General features: G+C 57.2%; 22 protein-coding genes and 1 tRNA gene. 4 read left to right on the forward strand and 19 right to left on the reverse strand.

Translation table 11 applies throughout. The features are described 5' to 3' along the window. Positions 1–4 precede the first annotated feature (4 nt). On the forward strand, positions 5–2,821 hold the full coding sequence (locus tag PHX60_RS03360; protein ID WP_300074676.1) for a hypothetical protein: 2,817 nt from the start codon (positions 5–7) through the stop codon (positions 2,819–2,821). A gap of 32 nt (positions 2,822–2,853) precedes the next feature. On the opposite strand, the gene PHX60_RS03365 is transcribed toward PHX60_RS03360, so the two are convergent. After that, a complete protein-coding gene (locus PHX60_RS03365; protein ID WP_300074679.1) occupies positions 2,854–3,744 on the reverse strand; it encodes an NAD(P)-dependent oxidoreductase in 891 nt (296 codons plus the stop codon). Between the two features lie 38 nt (positions 3,745–3,782). Between PHX60_RS03365 and PHX60_RS03370 the strand changes: the two genes are divergently transcribed. Beyond that, positions 3,783–6,140: a UvrD-helicase domain-containing protein gene (locus tag PHX60_RS03370; RefSeq protein ID WP_300074682.1), complete on the forward strand. Its 2,358-nt coding sequence runs from the start codon at positions 3,783–3,785 to the stop codon at positions 6,138–6,140. A 100-nt stretch (positions 6,141–6,240) separates the two neighbouring features. On the opposite strand, the gene PHX60_RS03375 is transcribed toward PHX60_RS03370, so the two are convergent. The 8 genes from PHX60_RS03375 to petA form a co-directional block, all read right to left on the reverse strand. Further along, positions 6,241–6,552: a HigA family addiction module antitoxin gene (locus PHX60_RS03375; RefSeq protein ID WP_300074685.1), complete on the reverse strand. Its 312-nt coding sequence runs from the start codon at positions 6,550–6,552 to the stop codon at positions 6,241–6,243. 11 nt (positions 6,553–6,563) lie between these two features. Then, a complete protein-coding gene (locus PHX60_RS03380; RefSeq protein ID WP_300074688.1) occupies positions 6,564–6,842 on the reverse strand; it encodes a type II toxin-antitoxin system RelE/ParE family toxin in 279 nt (92 codons plus the stop codon). 162 nt (positions 6,843–7,004) lie between these two features. Next, positions 7,005–7,080, reverse strand: a tRNA-Thr gene (locus PHX60_RS03385). 43 nt (positions 7,081–7,123) lie between these two features. Beyond that, positions 7,124–7,666: a ClpXP protease specificity-enhancing factor gene (locus PHX60_RS03390; protein WP_300074691.1), complete on the reverse strand. Its 543-nt coding sequence runs from the start codon at positions 7,664–7,666 to the stop codon at positions 7,124–7,126. Positions 7,667–7,714: 48 nt separating this feature from the next. Beyond that, entirely contained in the window at positions 7,715–8,326 is a 612-nt protein-coding gene (locus PHX60_RS03395; RefSeq protein WP_300074694.1) for a glutathione S-transferase N-terminal domain-containing protein, read from the reverse strand. A gap of 101 nt (positions 8,327–8,427) precedes the next feature. Then, the gene (locus PHX60_RS03400; RefSeq protein WP_300074697.1) at positions 8,428–9,186 is read right to left on the reverse strand and encodes a cytochrome c1; all 759 of its coding nucleotides are present in this window, start codon (positions 9,184–9,186) and stop codon (positions 8,428–8,430) included. Positions 9,187–9,202: 16 nt separating this feature from the next. Beyond that, on the reverse strand, positions 9,203–10,618 hold the full coding sequence (locus PHX60_RS03405) for a cytochrome bc complex cytochrome b subunit (RefSeq protein ID WP_300074699.1): 1,416 nt from the start codon (positions 10,616–10,618) through the stop codon (positions 9,203–9,205). Positions 10,619–10,629: 11 nt separating this feature from the next. After that, the gene (gene petA / locus PHX60_RS03410) at positions 10,630–11,229 is read right to left on the reverse strand and encodes a ubiquinol-cytochrome c reductase iron-sulfur subunit (protein WP_300074702.1); all 600 of its coding nucleotides are present in this window, start codon (positions 11,227–11,229) and stop codon (positions 10,630–10,632) included. Positions 11,230–11,346: 117 nt separating this feature from the next. Here petA and mscL point away from each other — a divergent pair, with 117 nt between their 5' ends. Further along, the gene (mscL, locus tag PHX60_RS03415) at positions 11,347–11,784 is read left to right on the forward strand and encodes a large conductance mechanosensitive channel protein MscL (RefSeq protein WP_300074705.1); all 438 of its coding nucleotides are present in this window, start codon (positions 11,347–11,349) and stop codon (positions 11,782–11,784) included. 7 nt (positions 11,785–11,791) lie between these two features. Here mscL and pdxA read toward each other — a convergent pair whose 3' ends face one another. Together pdxA and PHX60_RS03425 are read right to left on the reverse strand one after the other, a co-directional pair. After that, complete coding sequence (gene pdxA / locus PHX60_RS03420) at positions 11,792–12,838, reverse strand: 4-hydroxythreonine-4-phosphate dehydrogenase PdxA (RefSeq protein WP_300074708.1); 1,047 nt, start codon at positions 12,836–12,838, stop codon at positions 11,792–11,794. A 10-nt stretch (positions 12,839–12,848) separates the two neighbouring features. After that, the gene (locus PHX60_RS03425; RefSeq protein ID WP_300074711.1) at positions 12,849–13,610 is read right to left on the reverse strand and encodes a Nif3-like dinuclear metal center hexameric protein; all 762 of its coding nucleotides are present in this window, start codon (positions 13,608–13,610) and stop codon (positions 12,849–12,851) included. A gap of 102 nt (positions 13,611–13,712) precedes the next feature. Here PHX60_RS03425 and PHX60_RS03430 point away from each other — a divergent pair, with 102 nt between their 5' ends. Next, positions 13,713–14,861, forward strand: a complete 1,149-nt coding sequence (locus PHX60_RS03430; RefSeq protein WP_300074713.1) for a trypsin-like peptidase domain-containing protein — start codon at positions 13,713–13,715, stop codon at positions 14,859–14,861. On the opposite strand, the gene tatC is transcribed toward PHX60_RS03430, so the two are convergent. Genes tatC through hisI form a run of 8 tightly spaced genes read right to left on the reverse strand, consistent with a single transcriptional unit; the run spans position 14,862 to position 19,019 of the window. Beyond that, positions 14,862–15,665: a twin-arginine translocase subunit TatC gene (gene tatC, locus PHX60_RS03435; protein ID WP_300074716.1), complete on the reverse strand. Its 804-nt coding sequence runs from the start codon at positions 15,663–15,665 to the stop codon at positions 14,862–14,864. Then, the gene (gene tatB, locus PHX60_RS03440; protein ID WP_300074719.1) at positions 15,665–16,132 is read right to left on the reverse strand and encodes a Sec-independent protein translocase protein TatB; all 468 of its coding nucleotides are present in this window, start codon (positions 16,130–16,132) and stop codon (positions 15,665–15,667) included. Before tatB ends, tatC begins: the two co-directional genes overlap by 1 nt. Positions 16,133–16,152: 20 nt before the next feature. Continuing rightward, entirely contained in the window at positions 16,153–16,395 is a 243-nt protein-coding gene (gene tatA / locus PHX60_RS03445) for a Sec-independent protein translocase subunit TatA (RefSeq protein ID WP_300074723.1), read from the reverse strand. Positions 16,396–16,439: 44 nt separating this feature from the next. Continuing rightward, a complete protein-coding gene (locus PHX60_RS03450) occupies positions 16,440–16,799 on the reverse strand; it encodes a histidine triad nucleotide-binding protein (RefSeq protein ID WP_300074726.1) in 360 nt (119 codons plus the stop codon). Positions 16,800–16,838: 39 nt separating this feature from the next. Beyond that, complete coding sequence (locus tag PHX60_RS03455) at positions 16,839–17,870, reverse strand: patatin-like phospholipase family protein (protein ID WP_300074729.1); 1,032 nt, start codon at positions 17,868–17,870, stop codon at positions 16,839–16,841. Further along, positions 17,863–18,249: a hypothetical protein gene (locus PHX60_RS03460; RefSeq protein ID WP_300074732.1), complete on the reverse strand. Its 387-nt coding sequence runs from the start codon at positions 18,247–18,249 to the stop codon at positions 17,863–17,865. The genes PHX60_RS03455 and PHX60_RS03460 overlap by 8 nt, the downstream gene beginning before the upstream one ends. Beyond that, on the reverse strand, positions 18,246–18,611 hold the full coding sequence (locus tag PHX60_RS03465; protein ID WP_300074734.1) for a phosphoribosyl-ATP diphosphatase: 366 nt from the start codon (positions 18,609–18,611) through the stop codon (positions 18,246–18,248). Before PHX60_RS03465 ends, PHX60_RS03460 begins: the two co-directional genes overlap by 4 nt. A 15-nt stretch (positions 18,612–18,626) precedes the next feature. Beyond that, the gene (gene hisI / locus PHX60_RS03470; RefSeq protein ID WP_300074737.1) at positions 18,627–19,019 is read right to left on the reverse strand and encodes a phosphoribosyl-AMP cyclohydrolase; all 393 of its coding nucleotides are present in this window, start codon (positions 19,017–19,019) and stop codon (positions 18,627–18,629) included. Positions 19,020–19,024 lie beyond the last annotated feature (5 nt).

The raw sequence follows: 19,024 nt of genomic DNA on the forward strand, positions 1-19,024 counted from the left end.
CGCAATGACCCGCCAAACCTTGGCTGAACTCCATGCAGAAAACTTGGCTGCATTTACTAAAAACCTAACCCAACACCGCTGCTGGCATATCCTACCCGCAGGCCAAAGCGACATCAGCAAAGCCATCGGGCTGTTTGATACCCAAACAGGCCACTTTTACCCGCCCACGGCCATTGCTGCACTAAGCCAATTTTTGGCCCAACACCCTTTTGTCTATGTGCAAACCGTGGGCAAAACCCAAGTGCTGGCCACCCTGCACAGCGCTACCCGCCTGCTGTGGAACAACCAAAGCAGCGACAATACCTATACCGTCTCAGAGAGTCAACAGATACTGCAAACGGGCCGTTGGGCTAGCTTAGCTGGTTGGACTTTACCGACCAAAGACCAGCTTTATGCCTTTGCCACGGCCCGAAGCAACCCGTACCAAAAAGGCAATGCCTACCGCTTGGCGACGGCTTCTGGTAACGAAACCTATAGTTGGCTGACTACAGGTGGTCACTGTGACACTGACGGCGGCTGCTGGGGCCTTGAACCATCAGCATCTGCCAGAATTTTTGCCTGCCATTTACTGTGGCAAAAAACCACCAATGCTGAGTTACTGATTGAGCTAGCCGTGCGTGGTTGGGCACTGCGCTCGGCCAGCAACAACGCCGTTTTTGCACCACCGCCAGCGGATTTGCGCTGGCAGAACCTAGCGCTAGAAGATTTGCTGGCTACGTGGGCCAAAGAGGGGCTGTGCTTACGTGCTGCGGGGCAAGATGAAACGCTACTCTCACCCAACCAATTCTTCTTAACCCAGCACCTGACCGACCTGGACTACACCCCCTGCCGCCTGCCCAAACTCGACCGCGCCCAACTGACCGACCCGGAAAAGGGCCTATGGGAGCTATGGGGCACCGATGCCGCCGATTTGAAAAAAATGGAGGTAATGGCCCGCGACCCTGGGCGCGATGTGCAGCGCCGCGCTGTGGCGATTGACTTTGGCACCAGCAGCACCGTAGTGGCGATGGACACCGCCAGCGGTGCCCGCGAATTGCTACGCATAGGGGCTCGCGACTTTTACGAACCCATCAAACCCGCGCAGTTTGAAAACCCCACCGTGCTGGAATGCTTGGACTTTCAAGCCTTTGCCCGTGCTTGGTGTAGCCATGCCTACCGCCCGCCCTTGGACTGGAACTGGATGCGTGCCACCCACGAAGCCCAAGCCAGCTTGCGCGACAACACCGGTGACACCAATATCTTGGCCAGCATTTTGCCCCGACTCAAACAATGGGCACTGCGCGAAACCGAACACCGGCGCGTGCGCCTAACCGACCGCCAAGGCCACGAAATAGAACTCCCCCCACACACCGAACGCAATCCGGTACGCGGCCAAGCATTGGTAGCCAACAGCACCGACCCCTTTGACCCGGTAGAGCTGTTCGCTTGGTATTTGGGCATGGCCATTAACTGGCGCGGGCGCGGTTTGTTCCTGAAATACTACCTATCCTTCCCGGTCAAATACCCCCGCGAAGTGAAAGAGCGCATTCTGGCCAGCTTCCGCCGTGGCTTGCAGCGTAGCCTACCGCACACCCTGATTGAGCATCACCCGCAGGTACTGAACGATTTTGAGGTCAACGACTTGGCCAGCGAACCCGCTGCCTACGCCGCTGCCGCCCTGCCCTATTTGAAGGTGGAGCCCAGTGACGAAGGCGTGCCCTATGCCGTGTTTGACTTTGGTGGTGGCACCACTGATTTTGATTTTGGCTTGCTGCGCTGGGCCACCCATGACGAAGAAGACCAAGGCGGCTATGAACAAGTCTTTGAACACCTTGCGAGTGGTGGCGATAACTTTTTGGGTGGCGAAAACCTGTTAGAGCATTTGGTTTATGAGACGTTTAAGCGCAATGTCGATGTGCTACGCAAAGAACGCATCCAATTTACCCAACCGCTGGATGCCTTGCCCTTTGCGGGCAGCGAAGCCTTTTTGGCCCCCACCCAAGCCGCGCAAACCAACACCATCATGCTGGCAGCCAAGCTGCGCCCTTTTCTGGAAGGCGACGGGGCTAATCTGGCATCCCAACTCGACTTCGACCTGATCGATGCCAACGGCCAGAAAAAAACCTGCGTATTGACGCTAGACACCAAGGCATTGGATACCCTACTGGCCGAACGTATACGCGGCGGAGCCGAAGCCTTTTTAAGCCAACTGGCCAGACTGCGCCTGGAGCTGCCAGCCAACGCAACCATCCATTTACTGCTGGCAGGCAATGGCAGCCGCTCGCGCCACGTTAAAGCCCTGTTTAACAAAGACGGCCCTCTCTGGGAAGTGCTACTCAACCAAATTTTTGGCGAAGCACCGCCAAACATTGAGGTACACGCACCCCTGCCAATGGACGAAGCCAACCCCCATGCACCGACTACCAAAACCGGCGTAGCGTTGGGCTTGCTCAGTTTGGTGCCAGGCGAAAACACTTTGCTAGTCAACCATCTGCAATCACGCCACCAAGGGCAAGCGCCCTTTGCTTGGTTTGTGGGTCGCCTGCGCCGTAAAAGCTTTGAACCGACGCTATCGCCCGGTGCTACTTATAACGAGTGGCACGAAATTGGCCCGTTGCAGCAAGGCGTTTTTAACTTGTTCATCACCACCAGCCCACGCGCCCACACCGGTTTACCAGAAGGTCACCCAGAGCTGAAAAAGCACCGCTTGGACTTCCCGGCGGCCCCCGCCAATGCCTGTCTATTTGCCCGTGCAGTCGGGCCGCACAAGCTGGAATTGGCCGCAGCAGCAGATATTGCAGGGCTGGGTGACTGCGTAGCCACCAGCTTGCTATTGGGATAGCTAAGAGCCATAAAGCTGGCATTTAGCCTGCTTCACGCCATGCCGTTGCGCCGCGCCAGCTCTAAAAATAGGGCGCTTTGGTCTAACTCGGCCCAACCGTGTTCTGCGGCTTGGGTGTACAGCCCGGTCAGCAAGCTGGTAACGGGGGCTTCAAAGCCCAGCTCATCAGCGGTGGCAATGGCGTTACGCATATCCTTGAGCTGCACCCCGACGCGCCCACGCGCGGCAAAGTCTTGCTCAATCATGCGCTGACCATGCAATTGCAAGATGCGGCTATCGGCAAAACCGCCGCTGATGGCCTCGCGCACCTTGGCCATATCGGCCCCACCTTTGGCTGCCAACAGCAGCGCTTCGGCCACCGCCCCAATGGTGATGCCGACAATCATTTGGTTGGCCAGTTTGGCCAGCTGCCCGGTGCCGTGCGGCCCCACATGGGTAGCGCGGCCTAATACCGACAATACCGGCACCGCACGGGCAAAATCTGTGGCCTCGCCGCCCACCATGATGGCCAAGGTGCCCGCCTCCGCCCCCACGGTACCACCCGAGACCGGCGCATCCAAACAGGCCATGCCTTGCGCTTGCAAACGCGCGGCATGGTCACGCGCCTCACGCGGTTGGATGGAGGCCATATCGACGAACAAGCTGCCCGCCCGCATCGCTGCTGCAGCCCCTTGCTGGAACAGCACATCGGCCACCACCGGGCCGTTTTCTAGCAAGCTGAACACCATGTCCGCGCTACGCACCGCATCGACAGCATGGTCATGCAGCACCGCGCCCGCAGCGGCCAACGGTTCGGCCTTGGCGCGGGTGCGGTTCCAGACTTGCACACGGTGCCCAGCAGCACACAAACGCCGGGCAATGGGCAGGCCCATCATGCCAATGCCCAATACAGCGATGGAAAGGGAGGGGGAAGGGGTACGCATGGAATCCATTGTATGCAAGCCGTTCCTACAATCACGGCATGGCTCCACATTCCTTTGCTCCCTCTGCCCCTGAGACTGCCGCTCTGCTGCACCACCTCAATCCTGAACAACTGGCCGCCGTCACCCTGCCCAGCGGCCACGCCTTGGTGCTGGCCGGTGCCGGTTCGGGCAAAACCCGCGTCCTGACAACGCGCATTGCCTGGCTGCTACAAACCGGCCAAGCCAGCCCCGGCAGCATTTTGGCGGTCACCTTTACCAACAAGGCGGCCAAAGAGATGCTCACCCGCCTCGGGGCCATGCTACCGATGGCGGTGCGCGGTATGTGGATTGGTACCTTCCACGGCCTGTGCAACCGGCTGTTGCGAATGCACCACCAAGCGGCGGGTTTGCCCCAAACTTTCCAAATTTTGGACACCCAAGACCAACTCTCGGCCATCAAGCGCTTGTGCAAACAATTTGGTGTCGATGAGGAGCGCTTTCCGCCCAAACGGCTGCAATCGTTTATTGCTGGTTGTAAAGAAGATGGCCGTCGCCCGCGCGATGTGGATGGCATTGACCCCGACACACGCAAAAAGGTCGAGCTGTACCAACTCTACGAAGAACAATGCCAGCGCGAAGGCGTAGTAGATTTTGGCGAGCTGATGTTGCGCTCTTACGAATTGCTGCGCGACCATGACCCGCTGCGCGCCCACTACCAGCGCCGCTTTGCCCATATCTTGGTGGATGAATTCCAAGACACCAATCGGCTCCAATACCTGTGGCTGAAGCAATTAGCGGGGGATGAGGTAGAGGGCCAGTTGCAAACCCATGCCAGCGTATTGGCCGTGGGTGACGATGACCAAAGCATCTATGCCTTCCGTGGGGCGCGCGTGGGCAATATGCAAGATTTTTTGCGCGAGTTTGATGTGCAACAACAAATCAAGCTGGAGCAAAATTACCGCAGTTACAGCCACATTTTGGATGCTGCCAACCAGCTCATCAGCCACAACAGCCGCCGTTTGGGCAAAAACCTACGCACCGAGCAAGGCCCCGGCGAGCCGGTGCGCGTTTATGAGGCCGTCAGTGACTTGGCCGAAGCCCAGTGGATGGCCGATGAAATCCGCCAATTGCTCAAGTCGGACCACATTCCGCACCAAGAAATTGCCGTGCTCTACCGCAGCAACGCACAAAGTCGGGTGATTGAATCAGCCTTGTTCAATGCGCGCATTCCGTACCGCGTTTATGGCGGGTTGCGCTTTTTTGAGCGCGCCGAAGTCAAACACGCACTGGCCTACTTGCGCCTGCTAGAAAACCCGCACGACGACACCAGTTTTATGCGCGTGGTCAACTTTCCACCGCGCGGCATTGGTGCGCGCAGCGTCGAAACGCTGCAAGACAACGCGCGCAGCAGTGGCTGCTCCTTGCACGATGCGGTATCGCTGGTGACAGGCAGTGCCGGGGCCAAGTTGGTGAGTTTTGTCGCGCTGATGGATGTCTTGCGCGAACAAACCCAAGGCCAAAATTTACGCACCATCATCGACAAAGTGCTAAACGCCAGCGGTCTGCTGGCCCATTATCGTGCGGATAAAGACGGTGCCGACCGGATAGAAAACCTAGAAGAACTGGTCAATGCGGGCGAAAGCTTTGTCACGCTGGAGGGCTTTGGCCGCGATGCCGTGGCCTTGCCGGTCGATGAGCATGGCGCACCCAGCGGCAGCCTGCCAGATTTAGTAGATGGAGACACTGGCGAGACGCTCTCGCCCTTGGTGGCTTTTTTAACCCATGCGGCGCTAGAGGCAGGCGACAACCAAGCCCAAGCCGGCCAAGAGGCGGTGCAACTCATGACAGTTCATGCCAGCAAAGGGCTGGAATTTGATTGTGTGCTGATTGGTGGGCTAGAGGAAGGACTGTTTCCGCACGACCAGTCGGTGGGTGATCGCGATGGCCTGGAAGAAGAACGCCGCCTGATGTATGTCGCCATCACACGGGCGCGTAAACGCTTGTACCTGAGCCACGCGCAAACCCGAATGCTGCACGGCCAGACGCGCTACAACGACAAAAGCCGCTTTTTAGACGAGCTGCCCGAACACGCCCTGAAATGGCTCACGCCCCAGCGCAACAGCTTTGCTAATTTTGCGCCGCGTGCCAACCTAGGCAGCTACCACAAAGGTAGCCCCAGCTACCAAACAAACACCATTGCCAATTTTTCCAGTTTTACCAGCTCACCCGTGCCCGTGCAAAAAGCCACGCCAGCGCACGGGTTGCGTGCCGGTATGGCGGTGTTTCATACCAAATTTGGCGAAGGCAAAGTCTTGGCGATAGAAGGCAGTGGCGACGATGCCCGTGCCCAAGTGCATTTTGGTCGCCACGGCAGTAAATGGCTGGCATTGGCGGTGGCCAAATTGACCATCGTTTGATAAAACGCAAGATAACAAAAAAGAACCAACAGGTTTAAGTAAGGTTTTGGGAAGGGTGCCAGCCGGTGGACTATCCCAAGGTTTTGAGCGGGCCACGGGCTTAGGCGTGTACCAGCTTGGGCGTGTGGCGCTGGATGCGCGCCAGCACGTCCGCCATAGCATCTTGGGCGCGCAAGATGTCGTAATCGGTTTGAAGGTTGACCCAGCTTTGCGCGTCGGTGCCAAAAAAGGCGGCTAGGCGTAGCGCGGTATCGGCGGTAATGGCGCGTTGCCCCTTCACAATTTCATTGATACGCCGGGGTGGTACGCCTATGGCTTTGGCTAGGGCGTATTGGCTCAGGCCCATAGGGGTTAGCCAGTCCTCTAACAACACTTCGCCGGGGTGGGGCCACTTGAGTAGTTCATTGGTCATTGCAGCGCCTTTCAGTGGTAATCGGTAATTTCTACCCGGCTGGCGTGGCCATCGCACCAGACAAAACAAACCCGCCATTGTTCGTTTATGCGAATGCTGTGCTGGCCTTTGCGGTTGCCTTGCAGTGCCTCTAGCCGGTTGCCGGGTGGTATGCGTAGAAAGTCCAATGTGGTAGCCGCGTTCAACTGCGCCAGCTTGCGTAGGGCCACGGCTTCGATATTGGCAAAGCGTGGCACACGGCGGCGCTGGAATAGCGCGCGGGTGTCTGCACACAGGAAATCTTTAATCATGCCTTAGATGATAACGTATGGCGTTATTGTTTGGCACGGTATGCACCAGCAAAGGAAAGTGCATGGGTTGCTAACACACAACACATAAGACAACAAAAAGCCCCTGTACCTAGAGAGGCAAGGGGCTTTTGATACGGCCTGAATGGGCTTAAAATTGTTTTTTGGTGCCGATTGTCGGATTCGAACTGACGACCTACCGCTTACAAGGCGGGTGCTCTACCAACTGAGCTAAACCGGCTAAGACTTTTATTATAACCAGAAAAATTCTCTGGCCAAAATTTTTACTTCACGCGCTTGAGTGCTGGCCGTCCACCAGCACCTGCGGGGGGGCGAGGTGGTGGTGGTTCAGGCTCGTCCGAAGCATGGATGGCGCTATCGCTGGGTACCAAGTGGATGGAGGCACGGTCAGCAGTGGAAGACTCATGGCCCGCCAATTGCGCTTCAGAGGGCTGTTCAGACAAAGAAAACAGTGCTTCCGTGTTTTGAGAGACATCCAAATCGTCGTCTGGCGGCGGAAAGGCCATGCCTTGGCCATTTTCGCGCGCATAAATGGCCACGATACGCCCCACAGGTACCATAATGTCGCGCACCTTGCCCGCAAAGCGGGCTTTGAACTCGATGTAATCGTTGCCCAACAGCAGGCCACTGGTGGCATCCAGCCCTACGTTGAGCACAATTTCTCCATCTTTCACAAACTCGCGCGGCACTTGCACTGAAGAATCCACGCGCACGGCAATGTAAGGGGTGAAGCCATTGTCAATGCACCATTCGTGCAAAGCCCGAATCAGATAAGGGCGGGTGGTGGTGGGTTCTTGTGCGTTCATGGTGCTGGGCGCTTATATACCTATGACAGTGGATGGAGCAGAAAGTGCTTACTTACGCATGACCTTTTCCGAGGGTGTCAGCGCCTCGATATAGGCCGGACGCGAGAAAATACGCTCGGCATACTTGAGCAGCGGCGCGGCGTTTTTGCTCATTTCGATGCCATAGTAATCCAAGCGCCACAACAAGGGGGCGATGGCCACATCCAGCATCGAGAAGCTCTCGCCCAACATGTATTTGTTTTTCAGGAAAACGGGGGCCAGCTGCGTCAAGCGGTCGCGGATGTGGGCGCGGGCCTTTTCCATTGCCTTTTCGTTGCCCTTGGTGGTGCGCGATTCCAGCGTGTTGACATGCACGAACAGCTCTTTTTCAAAATTGAGCAAGAACAAGCGCACGCGCGCGCGATCTACTGGGTCACCGGGCATCAGCTGGGGGTGCGGAAAGCGCTCGTCGATGTATTCGTTGATGATGTTCGACTCGTACAAAATCAGGTCGCGTTCTACCAAAATAGGCACTTGACCATAGGGATTCATCACACTGATGTCTTCGGGCTTGTTGTACAAGTCCACATCGCGGATTTCAAAATCCATGCCCTTTTCAAACAAAACAAAACGGCAGCGGTGGGAAAAGGGACAGGTTGTACCCGAGTAAAGCACCATCATGAGAAGCAACTCCTAAAAATCAAAAGAGTGGAACGCACAGTGCGCCCACTCTGAAAAAGATGAAGCCACGCCGCTAGGGCGTGGCATTGGCAGAGAAACGCTTATTTCACATCTTTCCAGAAAGCAGCGTTGAGCTTCCAGGCGGCCACACTGGCCAAGGCCAAGAAGGCCAGCACCCAGATACCCAAGTTGACACGCTTTTGCTGTGCTGGTTCACCCATCCATTGCAAATAGCCGACCAAATCGCCAATGGCAGCATCGTATTGTTCAGGGGTCATGCTGCCGGGGGTGATGGTTTCCCAAGCCTTATGAACCTGTACCGTCTGGCCGTGGCTTTGTTGCTCTTCAAACACGGCATGGCGCTGGCCTTGCAACTGCCACAGGGGATTTGGCATACCTACGTTGGGGAAAGCCAAGTTGTTCCAACCGGTAGCCTTGGTTTCATCGCGGTAGAAAGTGCGTAAGAAGGTGTACAGGTAGTCAGAACCTGTGCCACCAGCACCAGCACGCGAACGGGCAATCACCGTCAAGTCGGGTGGGTTGGCACCAAACCACTCTTTGGCTTGCTTAGGCAGGACAGTGGCCTTCATGGTGTCACCGATTTTTTCGGTGGTGAAGAGCAGGTTTTCTTTGATTTGCTCGTTGGTCAGGCCAATGTCTTGCAGGCGGTTGTAGCGCATGAACGCTGCCGAGTGACAACCCACGCAGTAGTTGACAAACAGCTTGGCACCGTTTTGCAGCGCACCTTGGTCATTGAGGCGGTTGGGAGCCTTGTCCCAAGCCATACCACCACCTGCGGCTTGGGCAGCACCTGCCATTAAACCCAGAGCGGCAATGAACGAAAGAAGAATTTTTTTCATAGTGTTCGTCTCCAGCTCAGTGTGGCTTAAAGGTGACACGGTCAGGCACGGGCTTGGGGGTACCCAAACGGCTCCACCAAGGCATGAGCAAGAAGAAGCCGAAGTAGAACAGGGTACCGACTTGCGACACACGTTCACCCATTGGCGAGGGGGGTTGCACGCCCAAGTAGGCCAGCACAACAAAGTTCACCACGAACACGGCATAGACATACTTGTGCCAGCTAGGACGGTAGCGGATGGAATGCACTGGGCTGTGATCGAGCCAAGGCAAGCCAAACAAAATCACCACCGCACCACCCATCACCACGACACCCCAGAACTTGGCATCAATCGACAACATCATGGCAACCACCACGACTGCAGCGCCCAAGATACCGGCCTTAATGAAGGCAGGCAGCTTGAATTTGACCACGGACAGCACGGCGCCCAGCAACACGCAGCCAATCAGCACATACATCATCTCAGTGGTGATGGCGCGCAACATGGAGTAGAACGGCGTGAAGTACCAAACCGGCGCAATGTGCAGCGGTGTTTGCAGCGGGTCAGCTGGAATAAAGTTGTTGTACTCTAAGAAGTAACCGCCGAACTCAGGGGCAAAGAAAATCACCGCTGTGAAGGCCATCAGGAACAAGCACACGCCCAAGATGTCATGCACGGTGTAGTAGGGATGGAAGGGCACGCCATCGAGGGGGTGGCCATTGGCATCTTTGGGGGCCTTAGGGCCTTTGATTTCGATACCGTCGGGGTTGTTGGAACCTACATCGTGCAGAGCCAACAAGTGGGCCACGACCAAGCCCAGCAGCACCAGCGGCACGGCAATCACGTGGAAGCTGAAGAAGCGGTTGAGCGTAGCATCAGAGACCACGTAGTCGCCACGAATCAGCAACGCCAAATCGGGACCAACAAAAGGCACCGCAGCAAACAGGTTCACAATCACCTGCGCGCCCCAGTAGGACATTTGGCCCCAAGGCAACAGGTAACCCATGAAGGCTTCGGCCATCAAGGCCAAGAAGATGGCGCAACCAAACACCCAAACCAGCTCGCGTGGCTTGCGGTAGGAGCCATACATCAGGCCCCGGAACATGTGCAGATAGACCACCACAAAAAACGCCGAAGCGCCGGTGGAGTGCATGTAGCGAATCAACCAGCCCCAAGGCACATCGCGCATGATGTACTCGACCGATTCAAACGCCTTGTCTGCGTCGGGCTTGTAGTGCATCACCAAGAAGATACCGGTGACAATTTGAATCACCAGCACCAACAGCGCCAGCGAGCCAAAGATGTACCAGAAGTTGAAGTTTTTCGGAGCGTAATACTCCGACATATGCACCCGGTAGGCATCAAAAGCGGTGGGAAACCGGTTTTCAAACCAGTTGGTCAACTTGGCCGCGCCTGAGGCGTTGGGGGAAATTTCCTTGAATTCGTGAGCCATGTCGTTGTTCCTCAGGCCTTCTTGTCGTCACCAATCAGGATTTTGGTCTCTGACAGGTACATGTGGGGCGGCACTTCGAGGTTGTCGGGTGCAGGCTTGTTTTTGAACACGCGCCCGGCCATATCGAAGGTAGAACCGTGGCAAGGGCACAGGAAGCCACCCTTCCAGTCGGCGGGCAACGAGGGCTGTGCGCCGGTGGCGAACTTGTCAGACGGCGAACAACCCAAGTGGGTGCAAATACCCACCGCCACGAAAACTTCGGGCTTGATGGAGCGGTGGCCGTTTTGGGCGTATGCGGGGGTGAAATCTTTGGGGTTACGCAGAGACTTGGGGTCGGCCAGTTGCTCATCCAAAGCGGGTAAGTCGGCCAACTGCTCGGGGGTGCGTTTGACGATCCAGACGGGCTTGCCGCGCCATTCTGCGGTCATTTTTTCGCCGGGCTTGAGGGCGGAGATGTCCACCTCAACCGCAGCACCAGCAGCCTTGGCTTTTTCGGAGGGCTGGAAAGTACTCACGAAGGGGACGGCGGTTGCCAGGCCGCCCACCGCACCCGCGCAGCCGGACGCAATCAGCCACGTCCGTTTGCTGGAGTCGATTGGAGTGTCACTCATTGGGATCCTCGATGAACATCGCTATATTGGGGGTTTAGCCCCAAATTGTAGCGGACTGCGTAGGGATATCCCACAACAGCTACGCTGCAAGCCTTCAGCTTCAGAGAGGAAACGAATATGGGAATGGTGCAAGAATTTAGAGAATTTGCCATCAAGGGCAATGTGATTGACTTGGCCGTGGGCGTCATCATTGGGGGGGCGTTTGGCAAAATTGTCGATTCGGTGGTCAGTGATTTGATCATGCCGGTGGTGGGGCTGGTGTTTGGCAAGTTGGATTTTTCCAACATGTTCCTTGCCTTGGGGCATGTGCCCGAGGGTACGGTCATGACGCTCGATGCCATCAGAAAGGCCGGGGTGCCCGTGTTTGCCTATGGCAGCTTTATCACGGTGGCGGTCAATTTTTTCATTTTGGCGTTCATCATTTTTATGATGGTCAAGCAGATTAACCGCCTCAAGCGCAATGCCGAGGCGGCACCTGCGGCCCCAGCAGCACCGCCCCCTACCCCCGAAGATATCGTGTTGCTGCGCGAAATTCGCGACAGCCTCAAGCACTGAGCGCGTTTTAAGCGGCTTGACTGAGCCGTTTGGCCATTTGCACCGCCTCTATCAGGCTGGCTGCATCGGCCACGCCTTGGCCTGCAATATCAAACGCTGTGCCGTGGTCAGGGCTGGTGCGTACCAGTGGTAAGCCCAAAGTCACATTGACACCTTTGTCCACCCCCAAATACTTGACCGGAATCAAGCCTTGGTCGTGGTACATCGCCACCACCACATCGAACTCTGCGGGATGCTGGGCGCTGTGGCGCGCGCGCATAAAAATGGTGTCTGGGGCAAACGGGCCGTGGGCATCGATGCCTTGGGTGCGGGCAGCGGCAATGGCTGGGGCGATGGTATCCAGCTCTTCGCGGCCAAATAGGCCACCTTCGCCTGCGTGTGGATTAAGGCCAGCCACGGCGATGCGCGGCACACGCCCCAAACTGCGGGCCAAAGCGGCATGGGTGATGTGCAAGGTTTGCAACACGTTCTCTAGCGTGACAGCGGCAATCGCATCCCGCAAAGAGACATGGATACTGACCAGCACGGTGCGTAGCTCATCGTTGGCCAGCATCATGCGGACGGGCATATCAGCCAAACTCACTCCGGCATGGGCCGCTGCTTGGGCTTGGAGCAGTTCGGTATGGCCGGGCACCTCAACACCCGCAGCGTGCAGGGCTTCTTTGTGCAGCGGTGCGGTGATTAATCCAGCAATTTGCCCATGCAAGGCCGCTTGGGTGGCCCAGAGTACGCAATCGGCAGCCGCACGCCCAGCAGCGGCGCTCATCTGACCCCAAGGCTGGGGGCCGGGTAGGCCGGGCAGCTGCAAGACGGGCAAGCAGCGTGGCGGCACCGCAAGGGCTTGGGCAGGCTGTGTGATGTGTGCGACGGGCAACGCGGGCAGACCGGGGCGCTGGATGCAGGCGGCGGCACGGCGTAGCGTGGCCAAGTCGCCCACGGCAAAACAGCCGTGCAGCGGCTCGGGGGCATCCCGAAAAGCCTTGGCGATGATTTCGGGGCCAATGCCAGCTGGGTCGCCTTGGGTGATGGCCCAAACGCGCGAAGTTGCAGACATATTTATTTTCTCAGGCCGGGTTGTCGATGTCGATGAAATGGTGCTCTAGGCCATGCTCTTGGGCCAGATACTCGGCCACGGCGGGGGCACCATAGCGCTCGGTGGCATGGTGACCTGCAGCAATAAAGGCCACACCACACTCACGCGCTAAGTGCATTTGTGGCTCCGAGATTTCGCCGGTGATAAAGGCATCGGCACCGGCCGCAATCGCGGCTTCAAAATAACTTTGGGCACCACCGCTGCACCAAGCAATTTTATGGATGGGCGCGTGCAAATCGCCCAGCAGCGTCACTTCTCGGCCCAAAGCCTCTTGCACATGGGCAGCCAAGGCGTGGGCGCTGGTAAAGCAGCTGCCATCGTCACGCTGGCCCAACCAGCCTAAGGATTGCTCGCCAAAGCAGGCCTGCCCCTGCAAACCCAGCACACAAGCCAGTTGCGCGTTGTTACCTAAGGCAGGATGGGCATCGAGTGGCAGGTGGTAGGCAAACAGGTTGATGTCGTGCGCCAGCAAGCGTTGCAGGCGTTGCTTCATCCAGCCCGTGACGCGCCCATCTTGGCCGCGCCAAAACAAGCCGTGGTGGACGAAAATAGCATCGGCGCGCGCTTCGATGGCGGCATCAATCAGGGCGCGGCTGGCCGTTACGCCACTGACAATGCGCTTAATTTGCGCCTTGCCCTCCACTTGCAGGCCGTTGGGGCCGTAGTCTTTAAACCGTTCGGGTTGTAGCAGCATATCCAGAGATTGCCGCAAGGTGTCGCGAAAAATACTCATGGCCGCATTGTCGCGCCAATAGCCTATGCTGGCAGCAGCGCACAGTGGTTCACAATCGCATCTTGCCTTTTTTGGCCCTTTTAGCTCCTATTTTTTTTGTCCATGAAACGCTTTTGGCTGATTTTTTCTCAGGCCGTGACGGTGTTTGTCGCCGCTTATTTTGTCGTCGCTACCCTACAACCGGACTGGATTACCGGCGGTGGGCGCCGCTCTGGTGCCGGTGTAACTTTGTTTGAGGCACCGCCCACCGATTCTGCGCGCCCAGCACCGGGCAGCTTTAGCCCAGCCGCACGCAAGGCGGCACCGGCAGTGGTCAGTATCAACACCAGCAAGGCGGCCATGCGCCATCCGCGCAGCAATGACCCGTGGTTTCAGTTCTTTTTTGGCGACCAGCAACAAATTCCGGCCCAAACCGGCTTGGGCAGCGGGGTCATCATTAGCCCAGATGGCTATATCCTGACCAACAACCACGTGGTGGAAGGCGCAGACGAAATCGACGTGACGCTCACCGACAGCCGCCGCACCCGCGCCCGCATTATTGGCACCGACCCCGACACCGATTTGGCCATCTTAAAGATTGAATTGGACAAGCTGCCAGTGATTGTGTTGGGCGATTCGGACCAACTGGCAGTGGGTGACCAAGTGCTGGCGATTGGCAATCCGTTTGGCGTGGGCCAAACCGTCACCAGTGGCATTGTCAGTGCGCTGGGGCGCAGCCAATTGGGCATCAATACCTTTGAAAATTTCATCCAAACCGATGCCGCCATCAACCCCGGCAACTCGGGCGGTGCGCTGGTAGATGTGAATGGCAACCTGTTGGGCATTAATACGGCGATTTATTCGCGCTCCGGTGGCAGCATGGGCATTGGCTTTGCCATTCCGGTCTCCACGGCCAAAATGGTGCTGGATGGCATTGTCAAAGATGGCCAAGTCACGCGCGGTTGGATTGGTGTGGAACCCAATGAACTATCGCCAGAATTGGCCGAAACCTTTGGCGTCAAAGCCAGCGAAGGCGTGATTTTGACCGGCGTATTGCAAAACGGGCCAGCCGCTTTGGCCGGTGTGCGTCCCGGTGATGTGATTGTGCAAATTGGCGATAAAGCCATTGACAACGTACCGACGCTGCTGGCCACGGTGGCCTCGCTCAAGCCGGGCGTGCCTGCCAATTTTCAGGTGCAGCGTGGTGACCAAATGCTAGAGTTGGCCGTCACGCCGGGGGTGCGCCCCCGACTGCAACGCAGCCGGCGTTAATCACAGGGCGGCAGGCGGTGGTGGGGCGGTTTCGTCGTCTGCTGGGGCTTGGGTATGGCGGATAAAAATTTGTGCTGCCCAAATGCCCAGCTCGTAGAGTAGGCACATCGGAATGGCCAGCGCCAACTGCGACACCACATCCGGCGGCGTAACAATGGCAGCAATCACGAAGGCCAGCACAATAAAGTAGCCGCGAAACTCCTTGAGCTTGGCCACACTGACCACGCCCATGCGCGCCAGCACCACCACGACAATCGGCACCTCAAATGCTAAGCCAAAAGCCAAAAACATGGTCAGAACAAAGCTAAGGTAAGCCTCGATGTCGGGCGCGGCGGTGATGCTTTTGGGCGCGAAGCTTTGGATGAAGGCAAACACCTGACCAAAGACGAAGAAGTAACAAAAGGCCACGCCGATAAAAAACAAAACCGTGCTGGATACCACCAAGGGCAAGACCAGCTTTTTCTCGTGTGCATACAGGCCCGGTGCCACAAAGGCCCATACCTGCCACAGCACCAGCGGCAAAGCCAGCAAAAAGGCCGCCATAAACAAAATTTTTACCGGCACCATAAACGGTGAAATCACCGAGGTGGCAATCAAGGTAGCGCCTTTGGGCAGATGCGCTACCAAGGGCGCGGCCAGCCAGTCGTACAGCGTACCGGGGCCGGGAAAAAAGAACAAAAAGGCCGCTGCCACCAGCACCGCCAGCAGGGCCTTGACTATGCGGTCGCGTAGCTCTACCAAGTGCTGCACAAAGGGCTGTTCGGTGCCCGCGAGTTCGTCTTGAGGGGAATGGGGGGACGGCATTAACGAAATTTGCGAGGGCGGTGGCGCGCTACCCGCGCTGCACCAGACTGCACCTTGGTGCGAACACCGTGGCGCGATTTGTACCACTGTGGCATAGCGCCGCGCTTGAGACGCCAGTTTTTGCCCGGATGGCGATAGCTGGGCACGACGTTGCTGTGGGCTGTGTTGTCTTGGCCCAAGGCATCGAAGCGGGTGCTTTCGGCCCAATCTTGCTCGAAGGTTTGCACTTGGCTGTGGATGGAGTGTTCGACTTCGCGTGCGGCCCCTTCGACCGATTCTTTCATTTTACGCAGCTCGTCCAACTCCATCGAGCGATTGACCTCGGCCTTGACATCCGACACATAGCGCTGTGCTTTGCCCAACAAAGTGCCCACGGTGCGTGCCACGCGCGGCAGTTTTTCGGGGCCAATGACGATGAGCGCCACGACACCAATCAGTGCCAGTTTGGAAAAGCCAATGTCAATCATGCCGCGGCAACCCCAGCGGGTTAGCTCTTGTGTTTGGCTTCGACATCAATGGTGGCTTTGTCGGTGCTGGCGTGGTTGCTGACTTGGCCGGGCGCTGCGGGTGCGGTGGCACTGTCGGAGCTGGTGCCGTCTTTCATGCCATCTTTGAAGCCTTTAACCGCTCCACCCAAATCAGCACCGATGTTTTTGAGCTTTTTGGTGCCAAAGACCAGCACCACAATCAACAGCACTACCAGCCAGTGCCAGACAGAAAACGAACCCATGAGAATCTCCTAAGCAAGGCGCACGATTGTAGAGGCGGGCCAACTTAGCCCTTTTTGAACCAAGGACGCGGGCCGCCCATGACGTGCAGGTGTAGATGGTGGACTTCTTGCCCACCTTCAAGCCCGGTATTGACCACCATGCGAAAGCCCCCTTCGGGGTAGGGGTTGCAGCCTTGCTCTAGCGCCAAACGTGGGGCCAGCAGCATCATGCGCCCCAACAAGCCCGCATGTTCGGGCTGTACGTGGGCCATAGAAGGAATATGCAGCTTGGGCACCATTAAAAAATGCACCGGTGCCCAAGGGTGGATGTCGTGGAAGGCGAAAACTTCTTCGTCTTCATAGACTTTGCGTGATGGGATATGGCCCGCGATGATTTTGCAGAAAAGGCAGTTGGAATCGTGCATAAAACGCTCTGGTGCAGCAATGGATTTTTCTGAATTTTGCTAAATGGACTGCGCTAGTTGGAAGCTAGAACGCAGACCAAGGTCGGCGCGGTGGTTTTGCAGCCATTGCTGGGCTACCGTGCGCCCGAGTGCAAACAGTTGGCGCATAAAACCCAAATCGGCACGGGTTTTGCCAGCCAAGCCAAACTCGGCCAGCACGGCACCGCCGTCTATGCGGTGCATATAGACCTCTTTGAAGTGGCCGGTGTCAATTTTGCCCTCGGCGCGCAAGCGGTGGGCAAACTCTAAGGAGCGCAACTCGGCCAGCAAACCGGCATTGAAGGTGATTTCGTTCACGCGGTCGGTGATTTCGGGCACCGTAGCAGGCACGCGCAGATGCTCTACCGGGTTGATTTGCACCAGCAAAATATCGCTGCTTTGTGCGCTGTAAATCAGCGGATACAGGGGCGGATTGCCCGAGTAGCAACCATCCCAGTAGGCTTGGCCGTCGATTTCTACCGCCTTGAAAATCAGTGGCAAGCAGGCCGAGGCCATGACCGCATCGGCAGTGAGGCGTGGGCCAGAAAATATCTCGCCCTGCCCGGTGCGTACATTGGTAGCGCAAACAAACACTTGTGGCGCAATGCTGGACGCGGCCAAGAGTTCAAAATCCACCTCGCGCTCTAACAATTGGCGCAGTGGGTTGATGTCTAAGGGATTGGCCTGTGCCGGGGCCAGCCAAGGGGTCATCATGGCCAAGCCCGGAAACACCTGCGACAGCGGTGCCCCCCAAGCCAAATTGCCCAAAGTGCCGGTGCCTTCCCACAGGCGCGTTAGGGTGGCGCGGGCCAAATCGGCACCAGCTTGGCGTATGTCTTCTGGGTCTTGGTATTGCTGGGCGGCTTGGGCAAAGCCATAGGCCACGGCCACGGCATTCATGGCCCCAGCGCTGGTGCCGCTGATGCTGTCAATCTCTATCTGGCCGTCTTCGAGCAGGGCATCTAATACCCCCCAAGTCAGGGCACCGTGGGGACCGCCGCCTTGCAGGGCTAGATTAAGGCGTTGGAGGGGTGCGGCGGCGCTGTTAGACATACAGTTCTTGTCCCTTGTTCATGGCCACCATACCGCGCACGATGCGGTAGAGAAACCAGAGTGAAATCAGTGCCCAAGCAATCCAGCCGGGCAAGAAAAACAGGAGCCACAGGGGTGCTGTGACGATGTAGAGTACCCCCGCCCAAAGGACGGTACGAATGCGCCAAGAAAAATGGCTGGCTTGCCATGTGCCTTCGGCATCGCCTTTTTTGACCAAATCAATAATCAGGGCAATGATAAGCAACACCGGGCCGGCCTGCGCGCCCGGAATGACCGCCCCGACCGCCACCACCAAATGCAGGATGTAACTGAGCCAGCCCCAAGCCATCAGGCCACGGGCTTTTTCTTCGGTGCTTTGCACGTCAAAAATATCACTCATGGGGCGCTCTGGCGCTGGGCTTTTTCTAGCAAGCCGCTGGTGCCTTCGCGGCGCTCTAGTTCGGCCACTACGTCGGCAGGCTTCAAGCCATAGTGGGCCAAGGCAATCATGGAGTGGAACCACAAATCGGCTACTTCGTACAGTAGCTTGGCTTTGTCGGCTCCGTGGTCCACATCTTTGGCTGCCATCACCACTTCGGTGGCTTCTTCGCCAATTTTTTTCAGAAAGGCATCTGGCCCTTTGTGTAGCAGGCGGGCCACATAGCTTTTTTCTGGGTTGCCGCCTTGGGCCGGGGTACGGCTTTCAATCACGGCCGCCAAACGGGCCAGTGCGCCCTCAATAGAAGCATCAGTAGCAGACATGCGAGCGGCCTTTCTTTAGGAGTGGTAGATGGATTGCGGGTCTTTGAGTACCGGGTCAACCGGCTGCCATTGACCATCGCGCAGCACGCTGTAAAAACAACTGTGCCGCCCAGTGTGGCAGGCAATGCCGGGCTGGTGGCCTTGTTGCGTCACTTGTAACAAAATCACATCGTTGTCGCAATCAATGCGGATGTCATGCACGGTTTGCACATGGCCGGACTCTTCGCCCTTGAACCATAGCTTGCCGCGTGAGCGGCTGAAATACACCGCACGGCCCAGCTCGGCGGTTTTTTGCAGCGCCTCGCGGTTCATCCAAGCAAACATTAGCACGTCACCGGTGCCGCGCTCTTGGGCAATCACGGGCACCAAGCCCTGTGCATCCCATTTGACTTGTTCTATCCAGTTCATACAAC

It is taken from the genome of Giesbergeria sp. (genome assembly GCF_028686475.1).
Taxonomy (GTDB): domain Bacteria; phylum Pseudomonadota; class Gammaproteobacteria; order Burkholderiales; family Burkholderiaceae_C; genus Simplicispira.

Coding starts and splice junctions, on each gene's coding strand:
- PHX60_RS03360 (WP_300074676.1), top strand. CDS start 5: ATGACCCGCCAAACCTTGGCTGAACTCCATGCAGAAAACTTGGCTGCA.
- PHX60_RS03365 (WP_300074679.1), bottom strand. CDS start 3,744: ATGCGTACCCCTTCCCCCTCCCTTTCCATCGCTGTATTGGGCATTGGC.
- PHX60_RS03370 (WP_300074682.1), top strand. CDS start 3,783: ATGGCTCCACATTCCTTTGCTCCCTCTGCCCCTGAGACTGCCGCTCTG.
- PHX60_RS03375 (WP_300074685.1), bottom strand. CDS start 6,552: ATGACCAATGAACTACTCAAGTGGCCCCACCCCGGCGAAGTGTTGTTA.
- PHX60_RS03380 (WP_300074688.1), bottom strand. CDS start 6,842: ATGATTAAAGATTTCCTGTGTGCAGACACCCGCGCGCTATTCCAGCGC.
- PHX60_RS03390 (WP_300074691.1), bottom strand. CDS start 7,666: ATGAACGCACAAGAACCCACCACCACCCGCCCTTATCTGATTCGGGCT.
- PHX60_RS03395 (WP_300074694.1), bottom strand. CDS start 8,326: ATGATGGTGCTTTACTCGGGTACAACCTGTCCCTTTTCCCACCGCTGC.
- PHX60_RS03400 (WP_300074697.1), bottom strand. CDS start 9,186: ATGAAAAAAATTCTTCTTTCGTTCATTGCCGCTCTGGGTTTAATGGCA.
- PHX60_RS03405 (WP_300074699.1), bottom strand. CDS start 10,618: ATGGCTCACGAATTCAAGGAAATTTCCCCCAACGCCTCAGGCGCGGCC.
- petA (WP_300074702.1), bottom strand. CDS start 11,229: ATGAGTGACACTCCAATCGACTCCAGCAAACGGACGTGGCTGATTGCG.
- mscL (WP_300074705.1), top strand. CDS start 11,347: ATGGGAATGGTGCAAGAATTTAGAGAATTTGCCATCAAGGGCAATGTG.
- pdxA (WP_300074708.1), bottom strand. CDS start 12,838: ATGTCTGCAACTTCGCGCGTTTGGGCCATCACCCAAGGCGACCCAGCT.
- PHX60_RS03425 (WP_300074711.1), bottom strand. CDS start 13,610: ATGAGTATTTTTCGCGACACCTTGCGGCAATCTCTGGATATGCTGCTA.
- PHX60_RS03430 (WP_300074713.1), top strand. CDS start 13,713: ATGAAACGCTTTTGGCTGATTTTTTCTCAGGCCGTGACGGTGTTTGTC.
- tatC (WP_300074716.1), bottom strand. CDS start 15,665: ATGCCGTCCCCCCATTCCCCTCAAGACGAACTCGCGGGCACCGAACAG.
- tatB (WP_300074719.1), bottom strand. CDS start 16,132: ATGATTGACATTGGCTTTTCCAAACTGGCACTGATTGGTGTCGTGGCG.
- tatA (WP_300074723.1), bottom strand. CDS start 16,395: ATGGGTTCGTTTTCTGTCTGGCACTGGCTGGTAGTGCTGTTGATTGTG.
- PHX60_RS03450 (WP_300074726.1), bottom strand. CDS start 16,799: ATGCACGATTCCAACTGCCTTTTCTGCAAAATCATCGCGGGCCATATC.
- PHX60_RS03455 (WP_300074729.1), bottom strand. CDS start 17,870: ATGTCTAACAGCGCCGCCGCACCCCTCCAACGCCTTAATCTAGCCCTG.
- PHX60_RS03460 (WP_300074732.1), bottom strand. CDS start 18,249: ATGAGTGATATTTTTGACGTGCAAAGCACCGAAGAAAAAGCCCGTGGC.
- PHX60_RS03465 (WP_300074734.1), bottom strand. CDS start 18,611: ATGTCTGCTACTGATGCTTCTATTGAGGGCGCACTGGCCCGTTTGGCG.
- hisI (WP_300074737.1), bottom strand. CDS start 19,019: ATGAACTGGATAGAACAAGTCAAATGGGATGCACAGGGCTTGGTGCCC.